We start from the raw sequence: 16,261 nt of genomic DNA on the forward strand, positions 1-16,261 counted from the left end.
CAACCCCGCCCGCAGGCCCCGAACCTGCCGCATGTCCACACCCACAACATGCTCTCGACAGACATATCTGGCAAGACCTAACGAAGTCCTACTAGTGAAGAGTCTGGACACCGAGGCCGTCCGCGCGGCCGCGCGGGACCCGCAAACGCGGGCGATGCTGCGCGAACTGCTCGCGGTCCTGGACGAGTACGACGACAAGGGTGAGTCCGCCTCGGCCTGAACCGGCCGAGACCACGAGGCCCGCGCGTTCGCGCGGGGCCTCGTCGTGGAGGACCCAACTGCCGGCCGACGACGCGGATACACCACCACGACAGCCTCGACAGCGCCCTCGATGCTATCGCCGCCATCGACCGTGCCGGGCGGCGGTCCTCTCCCCGGGGACGGCGGTGGACTGTGCCTCGGCGGCGGTGACGGCCGCTTCCGCCGCGCTCTTGGCGTGGTTGGCGGCCCGGACGCCGTGGTTCTTCAGCCAGGTAACCGGCCGGGTCCGGCCGATCCTGCGCAGGGCGGCCGGGGTCTGGTAGCCGGTGAGCAGGATGAGCGCGGTCTCGGAAGTGCTGTAGTCGAAGGCCCGTTCCAGGGCAGGGAAGTACTCCAGCATCTGCGCGCGGAGCCTGTTGATCGCCCTGGTGCGGTCCGCGACAGGTCCATGCTGCGGGCGGTCAGGATCTTCAGGTCGACCGCGATCTCGCCGGTCTCCTGCAGGGGTTGCAGGTCCCGGCGCATCCGGGCCTGGTCGGCGATGACGAAGGCGTCCTTCGCGTCGGTCTTGCCGTCACCGCGGTAGGAGCCGGAGGCGTGGTGCACGGTCCGGCCGGGAATGTAGAGCAGCTTCTGTCCGTGGTCGACCAGCAGGGCGATCCACAACGCGGCGCCGCCGGCGTTCAGGTCGACCGCCCACGTGACAGGGTCTCCGTCGGCCAACTCCACCACATCGCCCAGCAGTTCTAGCAGTTCGGCCTCGTTGTTCGGCACCCGGCGCGAGAGCACCTTCGCGCCGTCCGAGTCGATGACCGTGCAGTGGTGCTCGGCCGTGCCCGCGTCCGTCCCCGCCCACAGTTCGGGCACCGGACCTCCTCCTCGTCGTTGTTCCGCTCTCCCAGCAGACGACCTCGCCGACGTGTCCATACAAGCGATCCGGTTCGCGCATCCCAATGAGCGGTCGAGTCGTCGCGGGGCGCCGGGCGGCCAATCTCTCTAAGCCACAAACACGGCGTAACCATGACAGCCACACCCGGCACCCCTGGGTGTGTCCCGATCTTACGAATGACCCGAATCAACCCACGAAGAAAGGTATGGAATCCATACCCGGATCTCGATCGCCGACAGATCGGTCGGGAGTTCCGGAGCAAGGCCCGGGCGGAGAACGGGAGACGGGGGCCATTCGGTCCGTTCTCGGTCGGGCCTTCGGCGTTCGACGGCCCGGAGCACTTCGTCGCGTGTCGGGACGGGAGTTCCTGCCAGGGCGTTCATCGGGTTCGCACAGCGGGCAGGTGGCGCCCGACTCGATAACGTCGTGTAAACGGAGGACGCACACCGTGCCGCAGTGTTCGCCGGCGCTCTCCCAGCCGTGGTTCGCTCCGGGGTAGGGCGCTTAAGAAGTCGTTTCATTTGGCGTACCTGCGGTAGCAGATGGATGCGGCGGCGATGCTGACGAACGCTCCGAAGTGCGATCGCGGCCGCCGGTTGTGGGTCGCGACCGTCGGCGCTGGCCGCGCCGCTTGCCCGGGTCCGTGGGCGCGAAGCGAACGGGGCCCGCCACGCGCCGCGGTGTTGGCCGCTAGCGCGGCGCCCAGGGCCTGGCGGGCGAGGTCGGCCATGAGGGAAGGCTGCTGCCGAATGCCGGCGGCGGATCAGGCAGGGTCGTCGGGGGCGATGCCTTGTGCGCGGGCGAGGGCGAACAGGACACGTTCGATGGTGTCGAGGCGCTGGGCGATGCTTCGGTCCCCGGGGGCGCCGACGGCGTCGGCGAGGGAGTCCACGTTGCGGAACGCCGTCTGCTGCTGCTCGGTGACGGTCTTGAGCTGCTCCGAGTGCTCGGCCAGGGTACGGCCGGTGCGGAATGCTTCGGCCTCGAGGTCTCGCAACCGTTCGTCGTGCGTCGTCTCTCGCGCCATGGCCCCATCCTGTCAGACGAACGACACGGCACGCCCGGGCCGGGGTCGTATCCGACAGGCGCATGCGGACTGCCGGAGAACGGGCGGCCTCAACCGTCTCGGAACCGGCCCGTCCGGGCCTGACGCTCCCGGCGGGCCGTGCAAGGGCCCGCGTCCAGGAATCCCGCCTGCTGGATCCGGGAGAGTCTGTGCCCGCCTCCCGGGCTCGTGGGCGAGGAGGATCGGGCTCTCGGACCACGTTGTCCCGGCGTTGTGGCGGTGGTGTCGGAGACTGGACGCGGGGCCGCGCGTCGGTGTGGTCCGGTGGTGTGCGGGGCGTCGCGCAGGGCGGAATCACGCGCAGAGAGTGGACGGTTTCCGCGCCGACGGTGGCGTTCATCCGTCCGATCAACGACTTCTCCAGCAGGCGGAGTTGGGTGGCGTAGGTGGGTGAGGCGGGGTGCAGGTCCAGGCGGCCGGTGTCGGGGTCGTAGTGACCGGCGCGGACGTGTTCGGCGTATTCGGGGCAGGCGCGGGGCCAGATGTCGGCGATGGACCCACCGGTGAGCGGCTCGGCCCAGCCGCGGTCGACGAGCAGCTGCTCGAGGAGACTGCCCAGGGGCTGTGGGTCGCGGTCGTCGGTGCGGGCCGCCCAGGACCTGCTGGCGCGGGCCCGTTTCGCGGGGGCCTCGCCGGTGCGGTCGCGGGCCGCAGCAGGGGCGGCAGCGCGAGGCGGGCTGGGTCCTGCGGGCGGACGTCCTCGGTGGACGCGATCACCTGGCGCCCGCGCTGGTCAGCTTCGTCGTGGTCGACGTCGCCAGGCGCTGCGCGAGGTCGATCAGACTCGCCATCACCAGGAGCGCCCCCAGTTTCGGGTCGTCGGGGTCGTGGGTGACGTCCTACCGGAGCCGGTTCCGTTGCGCGGTGGTCGTTGCGGCCGGTTCGGGCAGGCCGTCCTCGCGCTCCCGGTCGTCGACGGGCGGATCCCCAGCCGGGACCGAGGCGTGACCGGCTCGTCATGCGTGGGGACTTTCGGTCAGCCAGACGTGTCCCGGCGGGACGAGAGCGTGGTGAAGGCCTTCATCGGGCTGAGGAATCTCGCCGTAGTCCTCATTGTCGTCCTCGACACGCAGACCGTGGACGACCGCCTCGAGCACGTTGGGCAGGCGGGGCAGGTCGCCGCGACGGCACTGCTCGAGGATCGCCATGCGGCTCGGGCAACAGCAGCAGGTCGCGGCTGTCGTGGGGACCGACGGCGATCGGCGCACGGGCGAGGTCGTGGGCCTGGGCGAGCCAGTGGTGGGAGTCGCGGACCTCGCCGCGGGTGCGGTGGGTCGAGGTAGAGGCAGTAGGCGGCGGTGTGGCTGCCGGCTCCGGCAGCGAAGCGCCACCAGAAGTCGGCAGCCTCGTCGCGGCCGGTGAAGTGCAGCAGGCAGGCGAACACCAGGGCTCCGCGCGGCTCGATCCGGCTGTCGTTGACCAGCCGTGACAGGCGGTGTGCCGCGTAGGGGGAGGCCAGGACCATCGCGTCGGTCGAGCCGAGTTCCCGCGCGGCGCGTTCGTGCCTCGACAGGGTCAGGCCTCGGCCCAGGCGGCCGGCCTCGATCCCGGTGGGGGTGTCGGCGCGTTCGCGGGCGAGCTGCTCGCGGGCGGGGGCCGGGTCCAAGTCGTCGTACTCGTGCGAGCACCCGCGCGCTCCGCATAACTTCCTCACTACTACGCCCGCATAGGTACGGTCCGGATCCGGCACCCCGCGTGGACCCCGTAGAGCCTTACGCGGTTGTCGGATATCACCAGGTTCGAAGGTCGTCCGGTGACAATGCCTGAGTCGGGCTGATCGTTTGGGTATGCATGAGAATATCGAACCAATCACGTAGGGAGCCGCCCGTCATCGAGAACTCGGGGTCGCGTGTTGGTTCGTATAACGGCCCCACCGACCGAATCTTTGCGGGGCTGGTGAAGAATCCACAATCGCCGCGTGCTTGAGTTGGATCAATAATGAACGCGGGGGTCTCCACCCGGCCGAGAACTGATTCGGTGAACGCGGCGTCCGGTACAGGTATTTCACTATGGATTCTACCCGTCGAGAAGGTGAATCCAATCGACTGATATCCCTCGCTCAAATGCTTCCGCAGTAAGCTACCCGTGTTGGGTTGAGTGATCTCCGGATTGGACAGCGTCAAGGTTGAAGCAACCGCCGTATGTGCTGCACCGCCGAGATATATAACCTTTGCGTCATGCGCTTCGAGCCACCATAGCAGGTGGTCCGCCATTCGGGCCGCCGCATAGCGCAGAATATCGCCACGTGAATTCGAGTGGTATCGGTAGAAGTCCACGATGGCGAGCGCATGTCGTTCCAACAGACCACTGTTGCTGAGAGGCTGTCGTGATACCAGGGAATGAATCCGACGGGCTTCTTCCAGAACGGCCTGCTGTTCTGTGGAACCGAGAGCACGAAATCGTCGAGCATGTTCCTGAATATCGGCCGTCGGGGCCAGGCGGTTCAATAGTCCAGCCAGTTCGGCTGCCTCCGCGTCTGGCAGTTTTCCGGCACAGCCGTGAGCAATGGCATCGTAGGCGCTCGAGCGTGTTGCATCCGCGTTCAGCCCCAGGATTCGAACTTCATCATTCGTGTGGCTGGCATTCCACAATCTGACCCAGTTCAGTAGACGCATTGTCTCCACGGTGCTCCAGAAGGGGCGGGCTTGTGCCAGAAGTCGGTGCAGATTGTCCTGTCGTCCACGTACGGACGCGTCGAGTTCCACGCACAGCGTCCAGTCTTCTTCCAACGCTATTCCCCGAAAACCGTGGAATGACACAAGGTGTGTCACGATCCGCGTTTGCTGGCGGGCGAATTCGCGGGCTTTCCTCGTCGTCCCGCCGAGCCCCACCACCCGGGCCGATCCGACCTTCTGCAGCACGGAGCGGAGCTCCCGGTTCGGATAGTCCAAGGCCACGGACACCGGTAGAGCTATGCGCCGCAGTTCCAAGACGTCGGGGTCTTCCAAACCAGTCATGCTGTCCCCCAAGCGGAGTTCTACACCCGGTCGCCGGGCTCGTTCTCTTCGGCCGCAAATTCGAGCAGAAAAACCGGGTCGCCGGATATCACCGGAGTTACGCTGGTCAGTGTTAGGTCGGCCGAGTCACCAAGCATTCGAAACTGCTCGGCATCCCTCTCCTTGCTTCCTAGAATGAGGAGTACTCCCAAGTCACGCTGGCTCACCATGGCGTTGCCGACACTGCCCGTCGGGGGGACCAATCGCTCCGCCACGAGTACCTTGCCAGTACGACCTGCGGCTTCTCGACAGCGTCGCAGAATCGATCGGCTCGATACGTCCGGCCAGTCGTGGATGACGTGCGAGAGCAGGTAGACGTCGCCGTCGTCCGGCAAGGCATCGAAGAAACTCTGTCCGACCACCCGCGCGCGCCCGTCCAATCCGGCTTTGCGGAACCCTTCTGCCGCCCGGGCAGCAGTCTCTGGCAGATCGACCAGGGTGCCTCGCAGATGCGGATGCGTGCGCAAGAGGACGGATAGGATTTCCCCAATTCCGCCTCCGACGTCGACCACGTGACCTACGTTGCTCCAGTCGTAGACCTCGGCTAGGCCGGGACCGAGCCGGCCAGCATGAATCGCCATTGTGGCGTCGAATGACGCGGAGAGCTCCGAATCGCCGATGATGTCCGCCCAGAAGGGCCGTTCGTGGAGCTTTTCCCATACTGGGCCACCGGAGCGTATCGCCTCCGGCAGCTCCGAGGTCACCAGATCGATACGTCGGATGAGCCCATCCGACTGGTCGAGTATGCGTGACAACCCTCCAGGATGGTCCTCCTGCAGCACAGTTCCCAAATCGCTGAGTTCGACCTCGCCCGAGACGCTTTCAAGGATGATCCCGACGTTGACCAAATGGCGCAGGAGGCGGTGCAGTGATTCCGGATGCGTATATGTCGCGGTCGCCAGGTCGACGGGATCCGATACTCCCGCCGCAATCAGGTCCGGGAGGCGCAGGGTGACTGCCGTCCGCAGTGCCCAGGGGGTAAAGAGAGTGGCCATCGCAAACACTTGCTCGAAGGCCGTTTTCCCTGCAAGCGCCGTGGCACCGGCTCCTTCGTCATCGACCGGTTCACTGTGCAGATTCTGCTCGGTCACGTGCGTCGTTTCCTTTCTCGGCGTCTGTGGAATAGAACTGAGCAGCCCATCTGCGGAATTGTGGAATTGGGCCGTCACCGTGTGCCAACCTCGGGTGCAGCACGTACTTCTTGTGCTCCCAGATCTGAAAATCGAGTTTGAAATCTCTCCAGAATAGTCGACCGACGGCATTGGTGAGCACTGCTGCGGTCAGGCTGTTGATTGCGGAGCCGAAACGGCGGCTGTCGGCCTTGGCGGCGACTCGAAAGCGAATCTCCAAATCCTTCGGTCCACGCAGAGTCGGCATCATCTGGATGACTACGGAAAGCTGCGGGCGGGTTAGTACGGCCGAGACGTACTCGAACCCGAGGCCGTGTGCCTCGACATCGAAGTCGACGTCTATGCTCCCGACGAGTGGTACGTCCCGTCGAACGGCCGGACCTATGCGAAGTATGTGCCCTTCGGTGGACATAACGTTGCGCAGGCGGGGTCGGTTGTAGCCGTGGACTGGCGTGATGTGGCCGATGTCGACCGCGTTCTCCACAACGTCCTGCGGGTGCCCGCGAAGACGGGCGGTGAATTGCCTGGTATGCGGATAGTCGTTCAATGCGAGTTTCGGAATGTGCCATGTCGGTGCGCTTGCGTCACGGTGGCGCCAAACGAAGACGACACCGTTGACCTCGTCGACCGGACGGTGCCGCACGACGGCCCGCGGCGGTGCCGTCCCGTACTCGGTGCGAACGCATTTTCCGGATACGTCGAAGGCGAAGCGGTGGAAGGGGCACACCAGGTGTTCGCCGTCGACGGTGCCGCCGAATCCGATGTTCGCGCCCAGATGCGGACAATACGGATCGACAGCCCGGATGGTCCCGCCGACGGTGCGGTAGACGAGGACTTCCTCGCCGGCCAGCAGACGTCGCGCGGTCTTCCCCCGCCGGACCTCGTCACTGAAGGCCACAGCGAACCATCCGTTGGGGTATCCCGCGCCGGAGTGCATCGTGGCCGCCTTTTCCGGGGTCACCGTCCTGACCCGTCGTCGAGCTCGTCCCACCACCACGAGATAGCCGGGTAGGGCAGAGGCGCGCGGTCCTGTGTCGTCGGGTGTGGAGCCCATCCGGGGAATTCCTGAAAGACTTCGCCGGTGTGCGGGTCGACGTTGTAACGCGCTGCCTGAAATCCCCATTCGATGATTCCCCGCCACGTGTGCTCGAGGTTACGGACACATGTGCTGAGCGCAGGGCTTCCGTGCTTGTGGACCCGCTGCGCAAGCGCCGTGAAGAGTGCCGAGATTCGGTCGCAGATCAGATAGGCCTCACGTAGGGCGTCCTGCGGTGTGCATCCTCGCTCGTGGGCGATCACAGTCACGATGTTGCTGCTGGTATCGCCGTTCCGCGCCTCTTTGGCGTACGAGGTCAGATCGTTGATGATGAGCGCGAACGTGGACCAGGACTCCATCAGGGCCCGTACGTGTCCCGCAGCGCTCTCGCGGGGCGCTAACTCGATTCCTTGGGCGATGTTCAGGCTCGTCACCCAGCTCGCCAGGCCACCGGTGTGCATCCTCATCATCAGGTAGTCGTTCAGACCGGGCGGCTTCCCGCGCTCGGCGTTTCCGACGTCCCACGCCATGCCGAAGAACCAGGCGCGCGCCGTCTGGCTCCATTCCAGCAGTTGCAGTGGCGTGGCCGATCCGGTGATGCTGCGGACGAGGTCGCGCAGGGCGTCGGAGAACGGTAGCTCGGAGGCGAAACTGGCCCGCGGCTCCTCGCACAGCCGCACCAAGCGCGCAGCCATCTTCAGGAAATCCGCCGCGTTGACGCTGGTGGGTCCGTTGTCGTAAAACATGTCGTCGGTGGCGAAGCCCCAGTACAACCATTTCGACACATCGGCGACCCGCTGGGCGTCAGCCTCGGGGAGTGCCATCGAGTAGATGAGGGCGGCCTTCGTCCCGATCAAACGGCTGCGCTGCGCGTCATCGAAGTAGAGCTTGAAGCGGTCCAGCCACTCGACGCAGTGTTGCTCGATGGCGTCGGCGTCCGGATGCACGGCTTCGGGAATCGGACAATATAGAGGTAGAAGTTCCAGTCGGTGATTTCGTTCCTTGGTATCGCTGTCCACTTGATCTCGACCCTTCTTTCGGCGTCTCGTCGATCTTTGGGAAGCCGCACCATCGGTCAGCGTGGTTCCCAGCGTGTACGGACGGGCCCGGCTGGCCGTAGGGAGACAAGCTGTGCGAGCGGCAGTTCGGCGTCCTGTGACACGACGCGGTATCGCGACAGCAGGCTGCCGATGACCGTGGTCGCCTCCAGCATGGCCAAATGTTCACCGATGCAGACCCGCGGCCCGCCACCGAACGGGAAGTACGCGTATCTCGGCCTCTTGTTCGGCCCCCGGAACCGCTCGGGCCGAAAATCGTCCGGATGCGGCCAGAAGTCCGGATGACGATGGGTCACCCACGGGGACACCATGACGTCCGTCCCGCGCTTGATGCGGTGTCCGGCAAGAACGGTGTCCGCCGTGACCCGTCGGGCCACGGCATAAGCGGATGGGTACAACCGCATGGCTTCCTGGACAGCGCCGCGTACGAAGTCGAACTCCCCAGGGCCGATTGTGGGTTGGTTGAGGGATTTCGCCACGATTTCCTGGATCTCGGGATGGCGACCGAGGAGGTACAAGGTGAAGGTCATCGCGTTCGACGTCGTGGTGTGACCCGAGACCAGGAAGATGAGCGCCTGGTTGCGTACTTCGTCGACCGTCGGGCGTCGGCCGGTTTCCGGATCTCGGGCTGCGCGTATCCGCCCCACCAAGTCGTCCGGATTGCCCTTGCGAGGGCGCGCCAGTATTCCGTCTACCGTCTTGTACAGCTCCTTCCTGAGGGCCAGAAAGCGTCTCGACGAAAGAATCGGGGCACCGAGCGGCAACCGGGGGACGGCGCTGGCCCGCCCGCGTACACGAGATCCAATCAGTGGAACCAATCGCTCGAATTTCTCGATTGCCTCTTCCACTCCATCGTGGCCTCGAAAGAGCGTGCGGCTGAGGATGCGCAGTGCGTAGCGCTCCAGGACCGGAACCAGGTCCACGATTCCGTTCGTCTGGACATACCCTTCTTGGCGGAGTCGGTCCGCTTCCTCTTGCATGAGTGCCACATACTGGGAGACGTGTCGTGGGGTGAACAACGGTTGGAGCAAACGCCTCTGCCGGCGCCATGCGTCACCCTCCGTGGTCACCAGATTCTCGCCAAACATCTCTCCCAAGCTGGCGAACGACGAAGTGTTGCGGCCGTACGTTTCCAGGTCCGCGAAGACCTCGCTGACAACTTCCGGGCGATACACGGCGACGACTTTGCGGTTCCATCGCTTCGAGCCGATCCTGAACTCGACGATGTCGCCGAATTCGTGAAATCCGGCGTGCAGGGTACCGAGAAGATCACGTTTGAACGCGCCTGCCATGCCGAGCACGGGGTGGCCGTGGGGACCGGGGATAGCGCCGTCGAGTGTTTCGGGGGTTTCGGTCATCAGGCCCCCTGCCTTAGCGAATGCAGCGTTTCGGCTGCTGCCGAGTGCGGCCGCCTCGGAAGGGATGTCGTGCGGAGCTGGACACTCACCGCGTCGGCAATGTGGGTGAGCAGGTCGGTCCCGTCGGCTCGGCCTCCGCAGGCCGCCAGATGCTCGAGCGCCAATTCCATGTGTCGGAGCGCAACGGAGGCTGCCCGGGCGGCCGCCGCAACGACCGCCGGATCGGAAATTGTCTCTTGAACGTTGGTCTCGCTGGGGCTCACGCTCAGCAGACGTGATAGCGACGGTGACTGTTGGATGGCCAGGATCAGCGGCAAGGTGTACACGCCTGCGCGTAGATCGCCGCCCACCGGCTTTCCGAGTGAGGCAGGGTTTCCGTAGAGATCCAGGATGTCGTCGATGATCTGGAAGGCAATGCCCAACTCCAAGCCATAGCGGGCGAGTGCCTCGGCTTGGGCGGGAGTCGCTCCGCCCTGTCGGGCGCCGAGCCAGCAGGCCGTCGCTAGCAGACACGCCGTCTTACCCTCGATCGACGTCCGGTACTGCTCGATCGTTCGCCGTGGATCGAACGCGGTTTCCATTTCCTGAACCTGACCGCTGCATAACTCCTCCAATGTTCGTGATATTCGATCCAGGTCTTCCACCGCCAGCGAAGATGCCACGAGATAGGCCTGTGCCAGCAGCATGTCGCCCGCCATGATTGACCGGTTGTTACCCCAGAGCGAGTTTGCCGTGGGCCGATCGCGCCGGGTTGCCGCGGAATCCATCACATCATCGTGGTACAGAGTCGCAAGATGTAGAAGTTCGACGGCCGTGGCAGCCTTTATCGCACCGTCGGGGATCTCCGCCGACACAGCGTGAGCGCTCGCCAGCACCAATAGAGGCCGAAGCTTCTTTCCGCCCGCTCGAGTCAGATGTGCCGTCAGTTCCGGACGCGGAGCATTCGGTCCCTCGGTCGCATCCTGTAATTCGCTGTCTACTCGCGCGAGCTGAGCCGTAAGAGGATGCGGGATTTCGACCCAGTGTGCTCTTGATTCCGCCGACGCGCGCTTGTCGGTAAACGTGCGATGCATGATTCATTCCCTTCTGGAGCCCCTCGGGGTGTCTGCCGGTGATCGCGGCGGAATCAGTCGCCCCCGACTCCCCTGGGAGCCTGTGCGCGGGGAGCCGGGCGGGTCAAGAGCGAACCGCCCGTCCGAGACACCGTCTCAACGTGTCGCTGGGGGCTGTCGAGACAACCAGGCACGGCACTACGGTGACGCACTGACCACCGAAAAACCCGTCTCCGTCATTTCCAGGGACCGAAGGTCAGGTACACAACGGTGCGACTCGATGACATCGACCTGTTCGATACCGACAGAATCGTCTCGCGGGCTCCACACGAGGAACTCGCATTCCTGCGCCGGGAGGCGCCGGTCTGGCGACACCCCGAACCGAACGGCCCGGGATTCTGGGTGGTGACCAAGCACGCAGACGTCGTTTCCTGTTCGCGTGACCCCCTGACCTTCTCCTCGGCCGCGGATCGGGGCGGAGTGGTGGGAATGCACGATCTGACCGAGGACCAAGCCGCACTAGCCGCGCTCGAAGGTGAGGTGCTCCTCTACATGGACCCGCCGAAGCACACGCGCTACCGCTCCCTGGTGGGTCGAGGCTTCGCCCCAGCGATCGTTGCGCGACTCACCCGACGGATCGAAGCCCTCACCACAAGCATCATCGACAAGGCGCTGGCAGCCAAGACCTTTGACTTCGTTGAGGACATAGCGAAACCACTTCCTTTGCAGGTCATCTGCGAGATTTTGGGCGTCCCGGAGAGCGACCGTGACGAAGTCTGCAGGTGGACAGACCGGATGTCCGCTTTGGACGACGAGGAAGCTGCCATGACGGCGCGTTTCGAGATGTACTCGTACATCGCCCGTCTGCGCGAGAAGCGGGTACGCGAACCCGGGGACGACCTGTTTTCGGACCTGTTGGCGGCAGCCGACGGGGAGCTCAGCGACCTCGAGCTGGACATCTTCTTCCTGCTCTTGGCAAGTGCCGGCAACGAAACCACGCGCAACGCGCTCTCGGCGGGCGTCCATGCGCTGATCACCCACCCGGACCAGATGCAACGGTTGCGGAGCGCGCCGGAACTGCTGCCCAACGCAGTGGAGGAGGTCTTACGGTGGGCCACTCCGGTGATGTACTTCCGACGAAACGTCACGCGAGAGACCCAGCTGAGGGGAGTCACCCTCAAGGCGGGCGACAAGGTGGCACTGTCCTATCTCTCGGCTAACCGGGACGAGGAAGTCTTTTCCGAACCCTTCCGCTTCGACGTCGGGAGGTCCCCGAACGAGCATGTCTCATTCGGGGGCGGAGGCCCGCATTTCTGCCTCGGAGCGAGCCTCGCGCGTATTGAAACCCGCCTGGTCGTGGCCCAAGTGGTCCAGAAGATGCCGACTCTGACGCTCGCGGGCGACGTCACCCGTCTGCGTTCCGACTTCCTCAACGCGCTCACCGGCTTGCCGGTGGAAATCACCCGGCGCGGTTGGACCGTCGGTTCCGCGGCTCCTCCTCCGGCCACCGGTTGACGAAGGACGACACGCACCGGACCGTAGACTCGACCAGTCCGGCATCGTCCGCAACGAGCCACCCCACCAAGGAGAATGCGTGAGCCTGTTGACCCGCATCGACGGACCGCATGACCTGGCAGGCCTCGTCCCTGCGCAACTGGAGCAACTGGCGGGGGAGATCCGCACGTTCCTCGTTGATGCGGTCAGCAAGACGGGCGGCCACCTGGGTCCGAACCTCGGTGTCGTCGAGTTGACCATCGCCCTGCACCGCGTATTCCACTCCCCGCAGGACAAGATCGTCTTCGATACCGGACACCAGTGCTATGTGCACAAGCTCCTCACAGGCAGGCGGGACTTCGGCAGGCTCAAGGGCAAGGGCGGGCTCTCCGGATACCCCTCGCGAGCCGAGTCGGCACACGACTTCGTCGAAAACAGCCATGCCTCCACAGCTTTGAGCTGGGCCGACGGTCTGGCCGGCGCCAATCGCCTGCGCGGGTGTGACGACCGCGTGGTCGCAGTGGTCGGCGACGGGGCGTTGACCGGCGGCATGGCCTGGGAGGCACTCAACAACATCGCGGCTGCCGGGGACCGTCCGTTGGTGATCGTCGTCAACGACAACAAACGCTCGTACTCTCCCACGATCGGCGGGTTGGCGAATCATCTTGCCTCCCTCCGCATGAGCAACGGATACGAGCGTGCCTTGGCCCGCGGCAAGGATTTCCTGGGGCGTACCCCCGTCGTCGGACGACCGATCTACGAAACGCTGCACGGCGCCAAGAAGGGGCTGAAGGACTTCGTCGCCCCTCAAGGCCTGTTCGAGGATCTGGGTCTGAAGTACGTGGGCCCGATCGACGGCCATGACATCGGCGCCCTGGAGTCGGCTCTGCGTCGGGCCAGGTCCTTCGACGGCCCGGTTATCGTTCACTGCCTCACCGAGAAGGGGCGGGGATACGGACCCGCCGAGCAGGACGAGGCCGACCACTTCCACGGGATCGGACCGATCCATCCCGACACCGGATTGCCCATCGCCACCGCGGGGTTGGACTGGACTGCGGTGTTCGGTGAGGAGATGGTCAAACTCGGCCGCGAACGCGAGGACATCGTGGCGATCACGGCCGCCATGCTCCAGCCGGTCGGGCTGGAGAGGTTCGCGAAGGAGTTCCCCGACCGGGTTTTCGACGTGGGCATCGCCGAACAGCATGCGGTCACGTCTGCCGCCGGCCTCGCGCTCGGTGGCCTGCACCCGGTCTTCGCCGTGTATGCGACGTTCCTCAACCGTGCCTTCGACCAGGTCCTGATGGACGTGGCGCTGCACAAGTGCGGTGTCACCTTCGTCCTCGACCGGGCGGGAGTGACCGGTTCCGACGGTGCGTCGCACAACGGCATGTGGGATCTGTCGATCCTCCAATGCGTCCCATCCCTGCGGATCGCCGCGCCGCGCGACGCCGACCAGGTCCGGCTGCAGTTGCGGGAAGCCGTGGCGATCGACGACGCGCCGACCGTCGTGCGGTATTCCAAGGGCGCTGTCGGGCCGGCCGTGGACGCCGTCGGCAGGGTGGGCGGCATGGATGTCCTGCGTTGCGACGGGCAACCGATCCCGGACGTCCTGATCGTCTCGATCGGCGCATTCGCGCCCATGTGTTTGGAGGTCGCGGACCTGTTGAACGGTCAGGGGATTTCGTCGACCGTTGTGGATCCGCGCTGGGTCAAGCCGGTCGACGACGCTCTCGCCCCACTGGCGCAGCGGCACCGCCTGGTCGTCACCGTCGAGGACAACTGCCGTGTCGGCGGCGTGGGCAGTGCGGTCGCCCAAGCCCTCCGCGACGCGCATGTGGACGTCCCCACGCGGGAGTTCGGCATCCCGCTCCGGTTCCTCCCACACGCCTCCCGTAAGGAGTTGCTGGCCGAAATCGGTTTGACCGCGCAGGACATCGCACGAGAAGTCACCGGCCTGGTCGCGATGCGCCAGCCGGAAACCACCCGGGCGGCGGCGCCGGCGGACGACTGATCAGCAGCAGCTTCGCCGGGCACTGGCTAGAACGCCGCGCCGTACAAACAAATACGTCTCCGCGTCCGAGCGCCGCGACCGGCTACATGCCGGTCGCGGCGCTCAGACTTTTATTCCGATTCGAACATGTGCGAAACCGGAATTTGGCGCATTTCCGTGAATCCGACCGGCCGCGCGCCCGCAAGAACAAAGCCCTCGTGGTGCCCTCCTCGCCGGATCATCTACGACCTCCGCGCGGAGCAAAATATTTGACCCCTTCCCGCCCCTCGATCGAATCCAGACATGATTTCGAGAGCCCTTGTGACACATCGTCGGCTGCTCGTACGCTGCGAACGCAAGCCCAACCCGCAAGGTGGTTGGGTGCGCATCTCGGTGCAGAGGAATCCCATACGTCCCACCGAAACCGGGGAAGGTGGCATTCATGACAGCCGCGAAGGATCGAAACTCCGTCCCCCTGGCGATCTTCGTAGGGTTCACCTGGGTAATGGAGGACGACCCCCTCGCCACATTACAGAGTCTGGGCTTCCGCATCCTCCGGATCGATTCGGCCGAACACGTAGAGGACGACCTGCGTCCTTCTGTCGTCGTCGCTCCCTTCGTCTCGCAACGCGATCGGGCCAGGTTCCTGGAAACCTCCCGCCGTTTCGACGAATCTCCGATCGTTGCCGTCGTCGCCAAGGCCACATCCGAATCGGCTCGACAAGCCCTGAGCTGCGGCGCCTGCGTCATCTTCGCTTCCTCGGCGCCTCCCGACGAAGCCGCCGAGACGGTACGACAGGCCAGCATCGGATACGCCCGCTTTCCTGTGCATGTGACTCGACACATGCACAGGAAAGCGGGCGTATCCGATGCTGGTCCTGTGCATGTGACCCAGCACGAGGACAGAATCCCTGATTTCACGGAAGAACAACTCGAATGGCTACGCACACTTGAAGACGAGTCTCTGCCCATGAAGGAGGTTGCCCAACAGTTCTCATGGTCCCGCGCCGAATTCTATCGACGACTACACTCGATCTTCGCATCTTTGGGTGTATCCACCAGGCGCGAGGCAGTGAAACGAGCCAAGGAACTCGGAATTCTCTGCTAGTGCCCGAACACCCCCCGACCCTTCCTCGGTCCGTGTTCTCTGAATCTCCCCGGAAGAGGGAACCGCGATGGTTTCTCGCGACACAAATCCGCAAAGCATAGTCGTCACCGGTTCGGCATCCGGTATGGGGGCATGTCTGGTACGGCGTCTCCGCGCCCAAGGCGCGAATGTCATCGGTGTTGACCGACACACCGCAGACGTCGTCGCTGATCTCGGCACCGAAGGCGGCCGCGACACCGCAGTGACAGCAGTGGCACGGTCATTCGGCGACACGTTGACCGGCGTGGTGACGTTCGCCGGTCTGTCCGGGCACTCCGCCGCGCCCGGCCGCGAGATCGTATCCGTGGACTACTTCGGCACGACCAGGTTCCTGACCGGCCTGCTTCCCCATCTGAAACGGCCGACCGCCGCAGTCGTTATCGGATCGGTCGGTGCGGTCATCGGCAGGGGCGTCTCAAGCGCACTCGTCGATGCCTGCCTGCTCGACGACGCGGAATTGGCGTGCGGCATCGCCGACGGTATGGGTGCTTCCGATACCTACGTGTCGGCCAAGCTTGCAGTCGCCCGTTGGGCCCGCAGACACGCCCCGTCGCCGGAATGGATCGGATCCGGGGTCAACTTGAACGTGATCTCCCCTGGCATGATCGACACACCCATGGTCGCCGAAGCACGGCGAACACACCGGGGGAACAGTGTCGTCGACAACATGAACGTTCCAGCAGGAAGGGCCGGGCGGCCGTCCGAGGTCTCCGCCGTTGCCGAATTCCTACTGGGCAACAGTTCTCGTTATCTCGTCGGTTCGGTGATCGTGGTCGACGGCGGACTGGAGGCCGCTCAACGGCCGGACGATTGGCCGTCGGCACGGCGTGGCTGACGACCTGCA

13 protein-coding genes and 2 pseudogenes are annotated in these 16,261 nt (G+C 64.9%); 5 read left to right on the forward strand and 10 right to left on the reverse strand.

The window, feature by feature from the left end; translation table 11 throughout:
• Nucleotides 1-94 precede the first annotated feature (94 nt).
• Complete coding sequence (locus tag ACIBM5_RS41595; protein WP_396011882.1) at nt 95-220, forward strand: hypothetical protein; 126 nt, start codon at nt 95-97, stop codon at nt 218-220.
• Between the two features lie 138 nt (nt 221-358).
• Here ACIBM5_RS41595 and ACIBM5_RS41600 read toward each other — a convergent pair.
• The 10 genes and pseudogenes from ACIBM5_RS41600 to ACIBM5_RS41645 form a co-directional block, all read right to left on the reverse strand.
• A pseudogene (locus tag ACIBM5_RS41600) lies at nt 359-1,068 on the reverse strand (IS110 family transposase); the annotation flags it as partial.
• Nucleotides 1,069-1,853: 785 nt separating this feature from the next.
• Nucleotides 1,854-2,117 (reverse strand): hypothetical protein, encoded by a 264-nt coding sequence (locus ACIBM5_RS41605; protein ID WP_396011883.1) that lies wholly within the window; start codon nt 2,115-2,117, stop codon nt 1,854-1,856.
• Between the two features lie 346 nt (nt 2,118-2,463).
• A pseudogene (locus ACIBM5_RS41610) lies at nt 2,464-2,715 on the reverse strand (DUF721 domain-containing protein); the annotation flags it as partial.
• Nucleotides 2,716-3,112: 397 nt separating this feature from the next.
• A complete protein-coding gene (locus ACIBM5_RS41615) occupies nt 3,113-3,304 on the reverse strand; it encodes a hypothetical protein (protein ID WP_396011884.1) in 192 nt (63 codons plus the stop codon).
• Nucleotides 3,305-3,886: 582 nt separating this feature from the next.
• Nucleotides 3,887-5,113 carry an erythromycin esterase family protein gene (locus tag ACIBM5_RS41620; RefSeq protein ID WP_396011885.1) on the reverse strand — a complete coding sequence of 409 codons (1,227 nt, stop codon included), beginning with the start codon at nt 5,111-5,113 and terminating at the stop codon, nt 3,887-3,889.
• 20 nt (nt 5,114-5,133) lie between these two features.
• Entirely contained in the window at nt 5,134-6,243 is a 1,110-nt protein-coding gene (locus ACIBM5_RS41625) for a methyltransferase (protein WP_396011886.1), read from the reverse strand.
• Nucleotides 6,218-7,243 (reverse strand): Rieske 2Fe-2S domain-containing protein, encoded by a 1,026-nt coding sequence (locus ACIBM5_RS41630; RefSeq protein WP_396011887.1) that lies wholly within the window; start codon nt 7,241-7,243, stop codon nt 6,218-6,220. The genes ACIBM5_RS41625 and ACIBM5_RS41630 overlap by 26 nt, the downstream gene beginning before the upstream one ends.
• Nucleotides 7,240-8,337 carry a hypothetical protein gene (locus tag ACIBM5_RS41635; protein WP_396011888.1) on the reverse strand — a complete coding sequence of 366 codons (1,098 nt, stop codon included), beginning with the start codon at nt 8,335-8,337 and terminating at the stop codon, nt 7,240-7,242. Before ACIBM5_RS41635 ends, ACIBM5_RS41630 begins: the two co-directional genes overlap by 4 nt.
• 56 nt (nt 8,338-8,393) lie before the next feature.
• Nucleotides 8,394-9,734 (reverse strand): cytochrome P450, encoded by a 1,341-nt coding sequence (locus tag ACIBM5_RS41640; protein ID WP_396011889.1) that lies wholly within the window; start codon nt 9,732-9,734, stop codon nt 8,394-8,396.
• Nucleotides 9,734-10,807, reverse strand: a complete 1,074-nt coding sequence (locus ACIBM5_RS41645) for a polyprenyl synthetase family protein (RefSeq protein ID WP_396011890.1) — start codon at nt 10,805-10,807, stop codon at nt 9,734-9,736. Before ACIBM5_RS41645 ends, ACIBM5_RS41640 begins: the two co-directional genes overlap by 1 nt.
• Nucleotides 10,808-11,056: 249 nt before the next feature.
• On the opposite strand from ACIBM5_RS41645, the gene ACIBM5_RS41650 reads away from it, so the two are divergent.
• The 4 genes from ACIBM5_RS41650 (at nt 11,057) to ACIBM5_RS41665 (ending at nt 16,252) form a co-directional block, all read left to right on the forward strand.
• Entirely contained in the window at nt 11,057-12,301 is a 1,245-nt protein-coding gene (locus ACIBM5_RS41650) for a cytochrome P450 (RefSeq protein ID WP_396011891.1), read from the forward strand.
• 79 nt (nt 12,302-12,380) lie between these two features.
• On the forward strand, nt 12,381-14,291 hold the full coding sequence (gene dxs / locus ACIBM5_RS41655; protein ID WP_396011892.1) for a 1-deoxy-D-xylulose-5-phosphate synthase: 1,911 nt from the start codon (nt 12,381-12,383) through the stop codon (nt 14,289-14,291).
• Nucleotides 14,292-14,712: 421 nt separating this feature from the next.
• The gene (locus ACIBM5_RS41660) at nt 14,713-15,378 is read left to right on the forward strand and encodes a helix-turn-helix transcriptional regulator (protein ID WP_396011893.1); all 666 of its coding nucleotides are present in this window, start codon (nt 14,713-14,715) and stop codon (nt 15,376-15,378) included.
• 67 nt (nt 15,379-15,445) lie between these two features.
• The gene (locus ACIBM5_RS41665) at nt 15,446-16,252 is read left to right on the forward strand and encodes an SDR family oxidoreductase (RefSeq protein WP_396011894.1); all 807 of its coding nucleotides are present in this window, start codon (nt 15,446-15,448) and stop codon (nt 16,250-16,252) included.
• Nucleotides 16,253-16,261 lie beyond the last annotated feature (9 nt).

This window comes from Embleya sp. NPDC050493 (assembly GCF_044458105.1).
In the GTDB taxonomy this organism is placed as follows: domain Bacteria; phylum Actinomycetota; class Actinomycetes; order Streptomycetales; family Streptomycetaceae; genus Embleya.